This is a genomic window from Sphingomonas aquatilis (assembly GCF_014196115.1).
Lineage (GTDB): Bacteria > Pseudomonadota > Alphaproteobacteria > Sphingomonadales > Sphingomonadaceae > Sphingomonas > Sphingomonas aquatilis.
Genome location: NZ_JACIDB010000002.1, coordinates 38,169 through 53,177, shown reverse-complemented (window position 1 = coordinate 53,177; position 15,009 = coordinate 38,169). Strand labels below are relative to the sequence as shown.

The window sequence follows — 15,009 nt, the reverse complement described above, 5'->3', positions numbered from 1 at the left end:
CTTGCGCGCGCGTGAGGGACGCGCTTTGCGCAGGAGGGGCCGGCCATGTTGAAGATCGCACCCGGCCCCGACGCCGCCCTTGCCGCACGTTATGATCGGGTTCGCGCCCTCACCGTCGCGCTGACCGCGCCGCTGTCCGACGCCGATGCCAGCGTTCAGTCGATGCCCGATGCGTCGCCGGCCAAATGGCATCTCGCGCATACCACCTGGTTCTTCGAAACCTTCGTGCTGCGCGATCATGTGGACGGCTATGTGCTGCATGACGAACGCTTCCCGTTCCTGTTCAACAGTTATTACGAGGCGGAGGGCCGCCGCCACGCGCGCGACCGCCGCGGCATGATCACCCGGCCGACGCTGGACGAGGTGCTGGCCTATCGCGCCTATGTCGATGCGGCGCTGCTGTCGGCATTACCCGACCTGCCCGATGCCGCCTGCGAGCTGGTGGCGCTGGGCTGTCATCACGAAGAGCAGCATCAGGAACTGCTCATCACCGATATCCTGCACCTGTTCGGTGAAAATCCGCTGGAGCCCGCGCTGTGGCCCGCCGCGCCCAAGGTGCCGGTCGCCATGCCCGGGCCGATCCGCTGGATCGAGCGCGATGCGGGAATCGTCCGCGTCGGGCACGATGGCGACGGTTTCGCTTTCGATTGCGAGGGGCCGCGGCACGATGCGTTGCTCGCCCGCCATGCGATCGCCGACCGCACGGTCACCAATGGCGAATGGGCGGCGTTCATTGCCGATGGCGGCTATGCGGACGCGCGGCACTGGCTTGCCGACGGTTGGGCATGGGTGAAGGCGAACGGCATCGCCGCGCCGCTCTACTGGGAACGTCAGGACGGCGTGTGGACGCGCTTCGGCCTGGACGGGCGCCGGCCGATCGACCCCGCCGCGCCGGTGACGCACGTCAGCCTGTATGAAGCGGACGCCTATGCCGCCTGGGCCGGCGCGCGCCTGCCGACCGAGTTCGAATGGGAGGCCGCTGCGCAAGCGGCCGACGCGGCGGGTGGCAACCAGATGGACGCCGCCGGCCCGGTCGAGCCGCGCCCCGCCGCCCCCGGCGATCCCGCCTTTTTCGGCGACGTGTGGGAATGGACGGGCAGCGCCTATCGCCCCTACCCCGGCTTTCGCACCGTCGATGGCGCGGTCGGCGAATATAATGGCAAGTTCATGAGCGGGCAGTTCGTGCTGCGCGGCGGCAGCTGCGCCACGCCCCGCGGCCATGCCCGCCCCTGCTATCGCAATTTCTTCTACCCCCACCAGCGCTGGCAATTCACCGGCGTCCGGCTCGCCAAGGATATCTGATGCTGAAGCCCGAAATCGAGGACGGTCAGGCGAGCCTCGCCGATCCGCAATTCCGTGCCGACGTGCTGTCGGGGCTGGAGCGGCGCCCGCGCGCGATCCCTGCGCGCTGGTTCTACGATCGCCGCGGATCGGAGCTGTTCGAGGATATCACCGTGCTGCCGGAATATTATCCGACGCGCACCGAAACCGCGATCCTGGAAGAGATCTGCCCCGAGGTGACCGAGGTCGTCGGCCGCGGCCGCGCGGTGGTGGAGTTCGGATCGGGATCGTCGACCAAGACGCCGCTGCTGCTGCGCTGTGCCGCGCCGTCCGCCTATGTGCCGATCGACATTTCGGGCGATTTCCTACGCGAATCGTCGCGCGTGCTCAGCGAAGCCTTCCCCGACCTGACCGTGCGGCCGTTCGAGGCGGACTTCATGCGGCCGCTGACGCTGCCGGCCGAGGTGGCGGATACGCCGAAGCTCGGCTTCTTCCCCGGTTCGACGATCGGCAACATGATCCCGTTGATGGCGGTCGACCTGTTGCGCGCGATGCGCGCGTCGCTGGGCGAAGGCGCGATGCTGCTGATCGGCATGGACCGGATCAAGGACGAGGGCACGCTGGTCGCCGCCTATGACGATGCGGCGGGCGTGACGGCGGCGTTCAACCTCAATCTGCTGGACCGGATCAATCGCGAGCTGGACGGCACGATCCCGGTCGACGCCTTCGCACACGAAGCGCGCTGGAACGACGATCGGGCGCGGATCGAGATGCATCTGGTGGCGCAGCGCGACGTCGCCTTCACCATCGAAGGGCGCCCCTTCACCATCGGTGCGGGTGAGAGCATCCATACCGAGAATAGCCACAAATACGCCTCGCGCGATGCGCGTATCCTGCTGCGCTCGGGCGGGTGGACGCCGATCCGCGAATGGACGGACCCCAAGGGGCTGTTCGGCCTCTACCTCGCCGAAGCGCAGCCGGAGCGGCCGGCGCCATAAGCGCGCCAGCCGCCGCGTCACGGCCGCATCGTGGCGCGCCATGTCGCGATATATTCGGTATTGCCGCGGCATTCGCTCATCTCGTCCTGCGACACCAGACGATAGCGGCTGCCGTCCCACGCGAAGGTCTGGCCCATACCGCAATCCCCCAGGCCACGGCCCTTGGCGTAGCTGGTCAGGACGTTGCGGTCGAAATCGCCGTTGACGACGCTGTGGACGGGGGTCTGCGAATCCGCGCCGGTCGCGTCGAAGCCGGCGGGCGCGTCGGTCTGCGCCGGGCGGACGTCGGTGCCGCGGACGACGAACAGCGCGCCGATGACGTTATACGCCCCCGCCGAACAGGGTTGGATCACCAGCAGGCGACCGTCTGGCGTCCTGGCGACCGAGGGGGTCGAGTCCATCCCTTCGGACAGGTCGCACCGGCCGATCCGCTTCATCGTCGCGACCACGGATGGCGGCAGCTTGGCGGTATAGTGTGTCAGCCGCTGTGCGGCGACGATCGGCAGCGCCGGTGCGGGCGGCACGCTCGCTGCGGGCTTGGCGCCCTTCGCGACGGTGGCCGTCACGGTCCCGGCGCGCCCCTGCATCGCATCGATGTAGCGCAACGCGGCCGAGGCGCCCTTTAGCGAGATCGTGCCGCCGGGCACCTTGAGAACCCGACCGTTCGCCATCGCGGCGGCAAGGGCATTCGCGTCGCTGCCCAGATCACGACCGTCGACAGTGAAACGGGCCGCGGGGGTGCGCCCCGACGCATCGGTCGCGCCCTCCCCCGACATCGCGTGATAGCGACCCTGCGGGCCCGGGTCGCGCGTGAGGTTGAGCGTCGCGCCCGCGCCCGCACCATCGTCGGGCAGCAGCGACGCCATGGTACACACCAGCCCATTGTCGCAGCCGACCTGCCAGTCGCCGAACGTCTTGAGCACGCCGGGTTTCGGCGTGACAGGCGCATCCGTCTTCGCCGTCGCGGGCTGACGTGCCGCCGTGCGGGGCGTGGCCTCCGGCGTCCGGGTTGGCGTCGCGTCGGCCTGCGGCTGGCTGGAGCAGGCGGCGAGCATCAGGGCGGCGAGGGCGACATGGCGGGTCATGATAGTCCTACTCCGTGAACGTGATCACGGTTCCAACGCCGCAGCGCCGTGCGCAGCACCACGACGAAGATGACGAAGCCGACGATCACCGCGGGCAGCGACGCTTCGGGTCCGAACGCGCCGCCGCTCAGCCAGTCGGGGCTGCCCTGTACGGGCGCGCTGACGAACAGGCTGCCCGTGTCGGTGCCTCCGGAGACGCGCGCGCCGAACACCGGCCCCTGGACGAAATTCCACGCGGCATGCACGCCCACCGCCATCCAGATGCGCCCGGTGACGAGGTAGAAGGCGGCGAGCATCAGCCCCGCCTCCACCGCGATCGCCAGCGCGGCGACCAGCGTCGCATTCGGGTTGGCGAGGTGCATCGCGCCGAACAGCAGCGCCGAGATCGCCAGCGCCGGCCACAGGCCGCCCGCGCGCATCAGCAGGCGGAACACGACGAGGCGCAGCAGCAGTTCCTCGGCGAACCCGGTGCGCAGTGCCCAGACGATATCGCTCGGCCAGTCGCCCCATTGGCCGGGCGCGAGTGTATAGACGCCGAGCAGGCGCAGGCGGGTGAAGACCAGCGCGAACATCCCCGCCCCGATCGCGAGGCCGGCGAACAGTTCGGGCAGCAACGGCCGGGCGGCGATCTCCACCGGCGCGCGTCGTTCGCCGTAGCGGACCGCCAGCGCATAGACCGCATAGGCGACCAGCACCGATCCGATCCGCACTGCGTTACGATAGGCGGGCGCCGCATGCAGCCAGCCGGGGAAGAGCAGCACGCTCATCACCGCGAACAGCGCGACCATCCAGCCGATCGCCGCCAGCCACCGCCATCGGCCCGGCCGCAACAGCCCGCTATCCCCCAATATGATCATGCCCCTCTCCTCTGTGCGCGCGAGCCTATCCGGCTGGCAGGCGGCGGGAAAGCGGCTATGGCGAACGGCAAAGCGATCGATGGAGAGACATGATGCAGGCAGTGGGTGTGATCGGTGCGGGCCAGATGGGCGCCGGCATCGCGCAGGTGAGCGCGGCCGCAGGCTATCGCGTGATCCTGTCCGACGTGTCGGTCGAGCGCGCCGAGGCGGGCAAGGCGGGGATCGCCAGGCTGCTCGCCCGTGCGGTCGAGAAGGAGAAGATCGACGCCGCGACGCGTGACGCGACGCTCGCCCGGATCGAGGCGGTGGGCGACGTTGCCGCCATGGCGCCTTGCGGCCTCGTGATCGAGGCGGCGACCGAGCGCGAGGAAATCAAGCGGGCGATCTTCGGCAATGTCGGCAAGGTGCTCGGGCCGGACGCGATCCTCGCGTCGAACACCTCCTCGATCCCGATCACGCGGCTGGCCCAGGCGACGCCCGATCCGGCGCGGTTCATCGGCGTGCATTTCTTCAATCCGGTGCCGGTGATGGGCCTGATCGAGGTGATCCGCGGCCTTGCGACGTCGGACGCCACCGTCGGCATCATCGAGGATTATGCCGAGCGCCTGGGCAAGGCGGTGGTCCGCGCCAACGACGCGCCGGGCTTCATCGTCAACCGCGTGCTGATGCCGATGATCAACGAGGCGATCTTTGCGCTGGGCGAGGGTGTCGCGACGATCCGCGACATCGACCTTGCCTGCCAATTGGGGCTCAACCATCCGATGGGTCCGCTGACGCTGGCCGACTTCATCGGCCTCGACACCTGCCTTGAGATCACCCGCGTGTTGTTCGAGGGGACGGGCGACCCCAAGTTCCGGCCGGCGCCGCTGCTGGTGAAGTATGTCGAGGCCGGCTGGTACGGCCGCAAGACCGGCCGCGGCTTCTACGATTACAGCGGCCCGCAACCCGAGCCGACGCGCTGAGGAGACTGGCCATGAGCCTGGACGACACGATCGTCGACACGCCCGAAGGTCCGATGACCTTCAAGGAATGGAAGAAGAAGAACCCGGTGCAGCTGCCTTCGCGCCGGACCAAGGGCAAGGATCTGCCCAACAAGGTGAAGACGCGGACGGGGGAGTGACCCCGTTTTCCGTCATCCCGGCGAACGCCGGGATCCACGGACTCGATGCCGTCGATTGGCGCGTGCTACGATCAGCCTCTCGTATCCATGGATCCCGGCGTTCGCCGGGATGACGAAGGTGGGCGCAAGCACACCGCATACACCCCCGCCAGCACCGCCAGCACCGGCACGCCATAGACCAGCGTCGGCGCGAAGGCGGCGGTGAAGGGCGTCGTCGCCAGGATCGCGAGGATCGTGGCTGCACCGGCGAGGCTCACCCACGGATAGCCCCACATCCGGAACCCCGCCGGCGTCCCGTGCCGCCGCCGGAAGGCGAGGTGCGTGACGAAAATCATGCCCCAGGTGAACAGCGCGCCGAAGATCGACACGGCGATCATCACGCCGAGGGCCGCATCGGGCCGCCACGCATAGACGCCGCCCGCCACCGCAATCCCCGCCGCCGACACGAGCAGCGCCGCGACCGGTACGCCGCGCGCATCGACCGCGCCCAGCCGCCGCGGCGCGAGGCCGCTGTCCGCCAGGCTGAACAGCATGCGTGAGGCGGTGTAGAGCTGGCTGTTCATCGCCGACAATGCCGCGACCAGAACGACGGCGTTGATGACGCCTGCCGCATAGGGCAGGCCGCTCGCTGCCATTACCGTCACGAATGGGCTGGTCGCGGTGCCAGCCTGCGTCCACGGCAGCACCGCCAGCATCACCGCGAGGCTGCCGAGATAGAATAAGGCGAGGCGCAGCATCGTCGAGCGGAAGGCGCGGACGATCGCGCGTTCCGGATCGCGTGCCTCGCCGGCTGCGACCGCGATCATCTCGATACTGAGGTAGCTGAAGATCGAGACGATCACCGCGCTCCAGATGCCGCTGAGGCCATGCGGCGCGAAGCCGCCATGCGCGGTGTAGTTCGCCAGCCCGACGCCCGGCGCGCCGCGGCCGATCACCCACAGGCCGAGCGCGATGAAGGCGAGGATCGCGGCGACCTTGATCGCCGAAAACAGATATTCGACCGCGCCGAACGCCCGCACGCTGACGAGGTTGACGGCGAGCAGCGCCAAACCGAACCCGCCGATCCACCACGCGCCGGCCACGTCGGGCAGCCAATAGCGCATGTAGATCGCGACCGCCGTGACTTCCGTCCCGATCGCCAGGATGATGCAGGTGACATAGGCGTAGCGGACGAGGAAGCCGGCGAACCGGCCGAGGTAGCGTTCGGCGAACAGCCCGAACGATCCGGTCGCGGGGTCGGCGACGGTCATTTCGGCGAGGCACCCCATCAGCGCCAGCGTGATGAGGCCGCCGATCGCATAACTGACCAGCACCGCCGGCCCGGCGAGCTGGATCGCGAAGCCGCTGCCCAGGAACAGCCCGGTGCCGACCGCCCCGCCGATCGCGATCATCGCGAGCTGGCCCGGCCCAAGCGTGCGCTTGAGGGCTTTTTTGGAACCCTGCGGAAGAGCAGGGTTCCCGGCGGTGCCGGCCCGCTCCCCCTCCCGGCCACCCATCAGGATACCGTATGGGTGGTCGGGAGGGGGAGCGGGCCGGTCATAGCGTTCGCCTTAGCCGATCAGCAGGCCGGCGAGCGCCGCCGACATGAGGTTGGCGAGGCTACCCGCGGCGAGCGCGCGCAGGCCGAGCTTGGCGATCATCGGGCGCTGGTTGGGGGCGAGGCTGCCCGTCACCGCCATCTGGATCGCGATCGACGAGAAATTGGCGAAGCCGCACAGCGCGAAGGTGACGACGGCGATGGTGCGCGGGCTGAGCTGCGCGGCCTGCTTGCCGAGATCGATATAGGCGACGAATTCGTTGAGCACGATCTTCTCGCCGAACAGGCCGCCGGCGATCCCCGCCTCGTTCCACGGCACGTTGAGCAGGAACATGACCGGCTGGAAGAGATAGCCGAGCAGCGCCTGGAAGCTTAAGCCCGGCAGGCCAATCATATTGCCGAACCCGCCGAGCAGGCCGTTCGCCAGCGCGACCAGCGCGACGAAGGCGAGCACCATCGCGCCGACCGCGACGGCGAGCCGCACGCCGGTCTGCGCGCCCTGCGCGGCGGCCATGATGAGGTTGGCGGGCTTTTCCTCGTCATGCGTCGCTTCGGGCAGCGGCTCGCCCGGCGTGCCTTCGGGAAGCAGCGCGGCGGGGCCGGCGCCGCTGATGCGATGGTCGGCGAGGGCGATCACGCGATTTTCGTCGGGCACGTCGCCCAGCGGCAGCTCGCCTTCGGGCGGCATGGAGCGATCGGGCATGATGATCTTGGCCATCAGGATGCCGCCCGGCGCGGCCATGAAGCTGGCGGCGAGGAGATATTCGATGCGGATGCCCATCGAGGCATAGGCCGCAAGGATCGTGCCCGCGACACCCGCCATGCCGCTGGTCATTACCGTGAACAGCTGCGGCGGGGTGAGGCCGGCGAGATAGGGGCGGATCACCAGCGGCGATTCGGACTGGCCGACGAAGATGTTGGCCGCGGCACACAAGGATTCCACCTTCGACGTGCCGATCACCTTTTCGATCGCGCCGCCGACCCAGCGCACCACGACCTGCATGACGCCGAGGTAGTAGAGGATCGAAACGAGGCTGGCGAAAAAGATGATGACCGGCAGCGCCGCGATCGCGAAGCTCTGGCCGCCGATATCGGGGCTGGCGAGCTTGCCGAACAGAAACTCCGTGCCCCGCTGCGAATAGCCGAGCAGCGCCGACACGCCCGCCGACGCCCCTGCCAGCGCCGCACGACCCGGCCCCCAGTAGAGCACGATCGTCGCGATCGCCGCCTGCAACGCGAACGCCGCGCCGACGACGCGCAGCCGGATCGCTTTGCGGTCGGTGGACAGCGCGAAGGCGATGCCGAGGATGACGAGGATGCCGGCAACGCCGATCAGGATACGGTTCATGGTGTTTCCGCGAGGATAGGGAAAAGCCGCGGCCCCCCGGCAGCGACGGGGCAGCATACACGCGCTTTTTGTCGAGGAAAGTGAGGATTGAAGCGCGGTGCTCCGGTGGGGCGCGACGGCGGCGCGAATCGGGGTTTGCGCGAGAGGGGGCTCGCGGAAGTGGACGAAGTGGACGGTACGTATTCGTCGGAAGCGAGAGGTCCGCGACGCCCGTCGCGCAGCGGCGGGGCGAAGGGCGGACGGGTCATGGCATGGGTGTAGCAGATGGGGGGCGTGTAGGACAGGGCGGTGGGGGTTGGCGGCTTCGTCGGCGCTATGGCGCGCCACCTTGCCGCACCCACCCCGTCACCCCGGACTTGGTCCGGGGTCCACCCGGCCGCGAGGGGGCGGCAAGAGGCTCCGGCCGTCCCCCTCGCCGCCGAGTGGACCCCGGAACGAGTCCGGGGTGACGGGGCTTTTTTGGGCTCGGTTCCGGCCGCCTCAGTCGTCTTTGCGGCGCAGGTTGGGGCATGGGGCTGTGGCTTGTGCCCTCCACCCGCAGGTCCTGCCTCAGGCGTCTGCTACATGCGTTGAAGCCGCCCCAGCCACGCCGTCACCCCGGACTTGGTCCGGGGTCCACCGGGCCGCGAGGGGGCGGCAAGAGGCTCCGGCCATCCCCCTCGCCGCAGAGTGGACCCCGGAACGAGTCCGGGGTGACGGGTCTTTTTTGGGCTTGGTTCCGGCCACCACCTTGGGTCGCCCCAGCGCGGGCTGGGGTCTCCCTGTGGCTTATCCGTGAAGATCCTGTCCTTCGATGCGTGGCGCGCGAGACGCCCCCGCGCCGCCCTATCGGCTGGCGCCGGGCTTCCACAGCACGTCGCCCTCGCCTGCGCCGTTCACCACACGGGTGGCGACGAAGAGCCAGTCGGACAGGCGGTTGAGATAGGCGAGGGCCTGTGTCGCTTCGCTGCCCATCGTCACGACGCTGCGTTCCGCGCGGCGGACGATCGCGCGGGCGAGGTGGAGGGCTGCTGCCGCGGGGGTGCCGCCCGGCAGGATGAAGCTGGTGAGCGGGGACAGGCCCTCGTTCATCGCGTCGATCTCCGCCTCCAGCCGCGCGACCTGGGCGGGCACGATGCGCAGCGCGCCCTCGATCCCCATCGGCGTGGCGATATCTGCGCCAAGATCGAACAGGTCGTTCTGGATGACGAGCAACCGGTCCGCGGGCGCGGCGCCCTGCAACGCGGCGATCGCGACGCCGATCGCGCTGTTTGCCTCGTCGACGTCGCCGATCGCCTGCATCACCGCGGCCGCCTTCGACACGCGCGATCCGTCGACGAGGCCCGTCGTGCCCGCGTCGCCGGTGCGCGTGTAGATGCGGTTCAGCTTGACCATCGTGCGGGCGTCAGCGGCTCAGGTGCGGCCGCCGACGAACAGGATGACGACGATGATGAGGATCGCCAGCGCCTGGAAGAAGACGCGCATCTGCATCATCTTGTTCGATTTGAGCGAGGCCGCCGATGGCCCTTCGCCATTGCGGACCTGGGCGTGACTATCCTGGAGGAAGGCGATGACGCCCCGCACCAGCGCGACCACCGTCGCCAGCATCGCCGCGATCAGCAGAATGACGAGGAAGGTGTTCATGCGACATACTTAAGCATCGCGCGCGGCAAAGCCAATGGGAAGCCGCCCGGCGCGCAAGCGTTCGGCAAGGGCGCGTCCGTCCTCGCCCGCCTGCCGCAGATCGGCGAGCGAAGGGGCGCCGTTGCGCTTGGCGAGCCGCGTGCCGTCCGGGCCGGTCAGCAGCGGGTGGTGGCGATAGAGCGGCGTCGGCAAGTCGAGCAGCGCCTGCAGCAGGCGGTGGACATCGGTCGCCGGGTAGAGATCGACGCCGCGGACGACATCGGTGACGCCCTGCGCGGCATCGTCCACCGTCACCGCGAGGTGATAGCTGGCAGGCGCGTCCTTGCGCGCGAGCACGACGTCGCCGAACGCCGCCGGATCGGCGATGCGATCGCCCGCGTCACTATCGTGCCAGTGGAGCGGGCCGGTGCGGGCCAGCGCCGCCTCCATGCGCAGCCGCCAGGCGTGCGGCTCGCCTGCCGCGATCCGCGCTGCCGCCACGGCCGGGTCGAGGTGCCGGCAGAGGCCGGGATAGACCGGTCCGTCCGGTCCGTGGTGCGGCGCGCTGGCGCTCTCCGCAATCTCGCGCGCGATATCGGCGCGGGTACAGAAACATGGGTAGAGCAGCTCCGCTTCGCGCAGCCGGGCGAGTGCCGCATCGTACAGCGCCAGCCGCTGCGACTGGCGGACCACCGGGCCGTCCCACGACAGTCCCAGCCAGGCGAGATCGTCGAGGATGCCGGCGACGAATGGCTCGCGGCTGCGCGTCCCGTCGATATCCTCGATCCGCAGCAGGAATCGGCCATGCGCGGCATGGGCATGGTCGTGCGCCTGGATCGCGGCATAGGCATGGCCCAGGTGCAGCAGGCCCGTGGGGCTGGGGGCGAAACGCGTGACCACGATGCCGGCACCGGGGACGCTCATGCCGCGCGGCCCCGCCGGCCACCGCAAGCCGCTTGACCGCACCCAAGGGCGCGTGCTGTCATACCCCCGTCACTCTCATGGGCGACATGGCCCATGGGTAACCCGTGGGAGGAGCCGTGTTTCATCCCGATCTGATCCGCCATCCCGACAATTGCCCCGCGTTGGTGCTCAACGCGGACTATACGCCTTTGTCCTATTATCCCTTGAGCGTCTGGCCGTGGCAGACCGCAGTCAAGGCGGTGTTCCTCGACCGGGTCGACATCGTCGCGCATTACGAGCGCGAGGTGCGCAGCCCGAATGCGGCGATCAAGCTGCCCTCGGTCATCGCGCTCAAACAATATGTGCGCCCGTCCGCCTTTCCCGCCTTCACCCGCTTCAACCTGTTCCTGCGCGATCGCTTCGCCTGCCAATATTGCGGGGTCAGCCGCGACCTGACGTTCGACCATGTCGTGCCGCGCGCGCAAGGGGGCCGGACGACGTGGGAGAATGTCGTCACCGCCTGCGCGCCGTGCAACCTCAAGAAGGGCGGGCGCACGCCGAAGCAAGCGGGCATGCCGCTGTATGTCGAGCCGATCCGCCCGACCAACTGGCACCTTCAGGAACATGGCCGCGCCTTTCCGCCCAACTATCTGCACGACACATGGCACGACTGGCTCTACTGGGATGTTGAGCTGGAAGCATAAGCGGAGACGATAGTTGCGGCGACACGGAATGACGGCATCGCTGGTCCTTGCGGTGGCCCTGCTGAGCGCATGCGGCAAGAAGAGCGAGGAGAAAGCGGCGCAGGCGGATGCGGTCGCCAATGCGGCGGGCTTCGTGCCGCCCGCCGTGACCAGCCGCATCGATTTCTCGACCGCGATGGACCAGCGCTTCCGCAGCCTGGACCGCAACGGCGACGACCGCATCGACGCGACCGAGCTGCCGCGCCAGAACAGCCGCCTGATGGGGCTGGACCGCAACAAGGACGGCGTGATCAGCCAGATCGAATGGAGCGAAGGCACGATGCGCCGCTTCGACCAGATGGACCTCAACCACGACGGCACGGTGACGTCGGAAGAGGAAAGCGAATGGCGCGCCGCCCGCGACGCCGGCCGAGCCCCCCCGGCGCAGCCGACCACGCCGGTGCTGGGCGATACGCTGAGCAACCAGGGGACGCGGGCGCAATAGGGGGGCGGCGTAGGCCTCCCATCCACGCCGTCACCCCGGACTTGGTCCGGGGTCCACTCTGCGGCGAGGGGGGTGGCTGGAGGCTCTTGCCGCCCCCTTGCGGGTCGGTGGACCCCGGAACGAGTCCGGGGTGACGAGGAATTTGCGGCAAACGCTCCGCACCTCAGCTTTTGCCCCGCAAACCCCAAGCCCGGTTGACCCGGTCCCTGCCGCAGCGCAGCATGCGAGCATGGCCAATATCGACCCCGCTTCGCTTCCGCCGATCGCCAACAACCCCGACGTGCGCTTCCTGGGCGCGAAGCTCGGCGACGTCATCCGCGCCTATGGCGGCGAGGCGTTGTTCGAGGCGACCGAGGCGATCCGGCGGGCGTCGGTGGAGCGCCATCGTGGCACCGGCGATGGCGATGCGGTGCATCGCCACCTTCAGGACCTGGGCCTCGACGAGACGCTCGATTTCGTCCGCGGATTCATGCTCTTCTCGATGCTCGCCAACCTCGCCGAGGATCGCCAGGGGATCGCCGCCGAACAGGGAGCGGACGTCGCCGCCGCGCTCGCGACGTTGCAGGCGGAGGGGATCGACCGGGCCGAGGTGCAGCGCCTGCTCGCCCATGCGCTGATCGTCCCCGTGCTGACCGCCCATCCCACCGAGGTGCGGCGCAAGAGCATGATCGACCACAAGAACCGCATCGCCGAGCTGATGGCGCTGAAGGATTCGGGCCGCAGCGAGACGCCCGACGGCGATCTGGTCGACGATGCGATCACCCGCCAGATCGCGCTGCTGTGGCAGACGCGCGTGCTGCGCCGCGAGCGACTGTACGTGACCGACGAGGTCGAGACGGCGCTGAGCTATATGCGCGACGTGTTCCTGCCCGCCCTGCCAGCGCTCTACCAGCGCTGGGACCGCGCGTTCGGGGAGCGCGTGCCGAGCTTCGTCAAGCCGGGCAGCTGGATCGGCGGCGACCGCGACGGCAATCCCTTCGTCACCGCCGATTCATTGCGCACCGCGCTGGCCCGCGCGGCGGAGGCGGTGCTCGGCTTCTACCTTGATGCGGTGCATGCGCTAGGCGCCGAACTGTCGATCTCGACCGAACATGCCGCGGTGGACGACGCGGTGCTCGCGCTGGCGGACGCGAGCGGCGACACCGCCGCCAGCCGCAGCGACGAACCCTATCGCCGTGCGCTGTCGGGCATCTACGCGCGCCTTACCGCGACGCACGAGACACTGACCGGCAAGCCCGCCGCGCGCCCCGGCCGGCTGACAGGCGAACCCTATCCCGACCCGCAGGCGTTCCGCGCCGACCTTGCCGCGATCGCGCATGCGCTGGCGAGCGCCGGGGCGCTCAAGACCGGTGGCGCGCTCGGCCGGCTGATCCGCGCGGTGGAGACGTTCGGGTTCCACTTGGCGACGCTCGACCTGCGCCAGAACAGCGCGGTCCACGAACGCGTCGTCGCCGAACTGCTCAAGACCGCAGGCGTCGAGGACGATTATCTCAGCCTCGACGAGGCCGCGCGCGTCGCGCTGCTGCGCCGCGAACTGGCGCATGCGCGGCCGCTCGCCAGCCGCTTCACCACCTATTCGGACGAGACGCAGTCCGAATTGCAGATCGTGCTCGCCGCGGCGGAGGCGCATGCGACCTACGGCCCGGCGTGCATCACCAACTATATCGTGTCGATGGCGCAGTCGGTGTCCGACCTGCTCGAGATCAACCTGCTGCTGAAGGAAGTGGGCCTGTATCGCGGTGGCGACGAGCCGTCGGCGGCGATCATGGCGGTGCCGCTGTTCGAAACGGTCGGCGATCTGGAGGCTGCGCCCGGCATCATGACCGACTGGTTCGCGCTGCCCGAGATCGCGCACATCGCAGCAAAGCGCGGCCATCAGGAGGTGATGATCGGCTATTCGGACAGCAACAAGGATGGCGGCTACCTGACCTCCACCTGGCAGCTGTCCAAGGCGTCGACCGCGCTCAAGCCCGTGTTCGAGGCGGCGGGCGTCGGCATGCAGCTGTTCCACGGCCGCGGCGGTGCGGTGGGGCGCGGCGGCGGCAGCGCCTTTGCGGCGATCCGCGCGCAACCGCCCGGCACGGTGCAGGGCCGCATCCGCATCACCGAACAGGGCGAGGTGATCGCTGCGAAATACGGCACCCGCGACAGCGCGATGACCAATCTGGAGGCGATCGCTTCGGCGACCTTGCTCGCCAGCCTGGAGCCCGAGCGGTTGTCGAACGCGCAGAATGCGGACTTCACCGGCGCGATGGATGCGCTGTCCGACACCGCGTTCCACGCCTATCGCGACCTCGTCTACGGGACGGAGGGCTTCCGCACCTTCTTCCGCCAGATGACGCCGATCGGCGAGATCGCGGGGCTGAAGATCGGCAGCCGCCCGGCGAGCCGCAAGAAGAGCGACGCGATCGAGGATCTGCGCGCCATCCCCTGGGTGTTCAGCTGGGCGCAGGCGCGCACGATGCTGCCAGGCTGGTACGGCGTCGGGCAGGCGATTGCGGCGTTCGAAGACAAGGCGCTGCTGCGCGACATGGCGCAAGGGTGGCCGCTGTTCGCCGCGACGCTCGCCAATATGGAGATGGTGCTGGCGAAGTCCGACATCGCCATCGCCGGCCATTATGCCGAACTGGTCGAGGACAAGGCCCTGCGCGACGGCATCTTCACCCGCATCCGCGACGCCTGGCATCTGACGCATGACGGGCTGCTCGACGTGACCGGGCAGACGCGGTTGCTGGACAAGCACCCGGCGCTCGATGCCTCGATCCGCCTGCGGCTGCCGTATATCGAGCCGCTGAACTTCCTGCAGATCGAACTGATGAAACGCCACCGCGCCGGCGAGGACGATCCGCGCATCGGCGAGGGCATCCTGCTGTCGATCAACGCGATCGCGACGGCGCTGCGGAATAGCGGGTGAGACGGCGCGCGTCATGCCCTGAGGGCGTCCATAGCCGACGCTGCGGCGGCGCGCCAAGGCACGCCAGACACACCCCGTCACCCCGGACTCGTTCCGGGGTCCACTCCGCGGCGAGGGGGACGGCTGGAGGCTCTGGCCACCCCCTGGCGGCCCGGTGGACCCCAGCCTGCGCTGGG

General features: G+C 69.1%; 14 protein-coding genes. 7 read left to right on the top strand and 7 right to left on the bottom strand.

What is annotated here, in order from left to right:
• Positions 1 to 45 precede the first annotated feature (45 nt).
• Positions 46 to 1,302, top strand: a complete 1,257-nt coding sequence (gene egtB, locus GGR47_RS06210) for an ergothioneine biosynthesis protein EgtB (RefSeq protein WP_147035885.1) — start codon at positions 46 to 48, stop codon at positions 1,300 to 1,302.
• Positions 1,302 to 2,279, top strand: a complete 978-nt coding sequence (egtD, locus tag GGR47_RS06205; RefSeq protein ID WP_147035884.1) for an L-histidine N(alpha)-methyltransferase — start codon at positions 1,302 to 1,304, stop codon at positions 2,277 to 2,279. The genes egtB and egtD overlap by 1 nt, the downstream gene beginning before the upstream one ends.
• A 17-nt stretch (positions 2,280 to 2,296) precedes the next feature.
• On the opposite strand, the gene GGR47_RS06200 is transcribed toward egtD, so the two are convergent.
• Together GGR47_RS06200 and GGR47_RS06195 are read right to left on the bottom strand one after the other, a co-directional pair.
• Positions 2,297 to 3,364: a DUF1176 domain-containing protein gene (locus GGR47_RS06200; protein ID WP_147035883.1), complete on the bottom strand. Its 1,068-nt coding sequence runs from the start codon at positions 3,362 to 3,364 to the stop codon at positions 2,297 to 2,299.
• Positions 3,361 to 4,221, bottom strand: coding sequence for a CPBP family intramembrane glutamic endopeptidase (locus tag GGR47_RS06195; RefSeq protein WP_147035882.1), 861 nt, complete (start codon positions 4,219 to 4,221; stop codon positions 3,361 to 3,363). Before GGR47_RS06195 ends, GGR47_RS06200 begins: the two co-directional genes overlap by 4 nt.
• 92 nt (positions 4,222 to 4,313) lie before the next feature.
• Here GGR47_RS06195 and GGR47_RS06190 point away from each other — a divergent pair, with 92 nt between their 5' ends.
• Together GGR47_RS06190 and GGR47_RS06185 are read left to right on the top strand one after the other, a co-directional pair.
• Positions 4,314 to 5,183, top strand: a complete 870-nt coding sequence (locus GGR47_RS06190; RefSeq protein ID WP_147035897.1) for a 3-hydroxybutyryl-CoA dehydrogenase — start codon at positions 4,314 to 4,316, stop codon at positions 5,181 to 5,183.
• Positions 5,184 to 5,194: 11 nt separating this feature from the next.
• Positions 5,195 to 5,341: a hypothetical protein gene (locus tag GGR47_RS06185; RefSeq protein ID WP_017980396.1), complete on the top strand. Its 147-nt coding sequence runs from the start codon at positions 5,195 to 5,197 to the stop codon at positions 5,339 to 5,341.
• Positions 5,342 to 5,412: 71 nt separating this feature from the next.
• On the opposite strand, the gene GGR47_RS06180 is transcribed toward GGR47_RS06185, so the two are convergent.
• The 5 genes from GGR47_RS06180 to gluQRS all read right to left on the bottom strand — a co-directional run bounded on the left by GGR47_RS06180 (position 5,413) and on the right by gluQRS (position 10,752).
• The gene (locus GGR47_RS06180) at positions 5,413 to 6,732 is read right to left on the bottom strand and encodes an amino acid permease (RefSeq protein WP_208663148.1); all 1,320 of its coding nucleotides are present in this window, start codon (positions 6,730 to 6,732) and stop codon (positions 5,413 to 5,415) included.
• 159 nt (positions 6,733 to 6,891) lie between these two features.
• Positions 6,892 to 8,226 carry a NupC/NupG family nucleoside CNT transporter gene (locus GGR47_RS06175; protein ID WP_147035880.1) on the bottom strand — a complete coding sequence of 445 codons (1,335 nt, stop codon included), beginning with the start codon at positions 8,224 to 8,226 and terminating at the stop codon, positions 6,892 to 6,894.
• An 825-nt stretch (positions 8,227 to 9,051) separates the two neighbouring features.
• Positions 9,052 to 9,600: a cob(I)yrinic acid a,c-diamide adenosyltransferase gene (locus GGR47_RS06170; protein ID WP_147037443.1), complete on the bottom strand. Its 549-nt coding sequence runs from the start codon at positions 9,598 to 9,600 to the stop codon at positions 9,052 to 9,054.
• An 18-nt stretch (positions 9,601 to 9,618) separates the two neighbouring features.
• On the bottom strand, positions 9,619 to 9,849 hold the full coding sequence (locus GGR47_RS06165; protein ID WP_017980400.1) for a twin transmembrane helix small protein: 231 nt from the start codon (positions 9,847 to 9,849) through the stop codon (positions 9,619 to 9,621).
• Positions 9,850 to 9,858: 9 nt separating this feature from the next.
• The gene (gluQRS, locus tag GGR47_RS06160) at positions 9,859 to 10,752 is read right to left on the bottom strand and encodes a tRNA glutamyl-Q(34) synthetase GluQRS (RefSeq protein WP_147037442.1); all 894 of its coding nucleotides are present in this window, start codon (positions 10,750 to 10,752) and stop codon (positions 9,859 to 9,861) included.
• Positions 10,753 to 10,868: 116 nt separating this feature from the next.
• Here gluQRS and GGR47_RS06155 point away from each other — a divergent pair, with 116 nt between their 5' ends.
• From GGR47_RS06155 to ppc, 3 genes are all read left to right on the top strand, one after another.
• A complete protein-coding gene (locus GGR47_RS06155) occupies positions 10,869 to 11,435 on the top strand; it encodes an HNH endonuclease (protein ID WP_017980402.1) in 567 nt (188 codons plus the stop codon).
• A gap of 28 nt (positions 11,436 to 11,463) precedes the next feature.
• Positions 11,464 to 11,919, top strand: a complete 456-nt coding sequence (locus GGR47_RS06150) for an EF-hand domain-containing protein (RefSeq protein WP_183949473.1) — start codon at positions 11,464 to 11,466, stop codon at positions 11,917 to 11,919.
• Positions 11,920 to 12,148: 229 nt separating this feature from the next.
• The gene (gene ppc / locus GGR47_RS06145; protein ID WP_147037229.1) at positions 12,149 to 14,833 is read left to right on the top strand and encodes a phosphoenolpyruvate carboxylase; all 2,685 of its coding nucleotides are present in this window, start codon (positions 12,149 to 12,151) and stop codon (positions 14,831 to 14,833) included.
• The last annotated feature ends 176 nt before the right edge of the window (positions 14,834 to 15,009 follow it).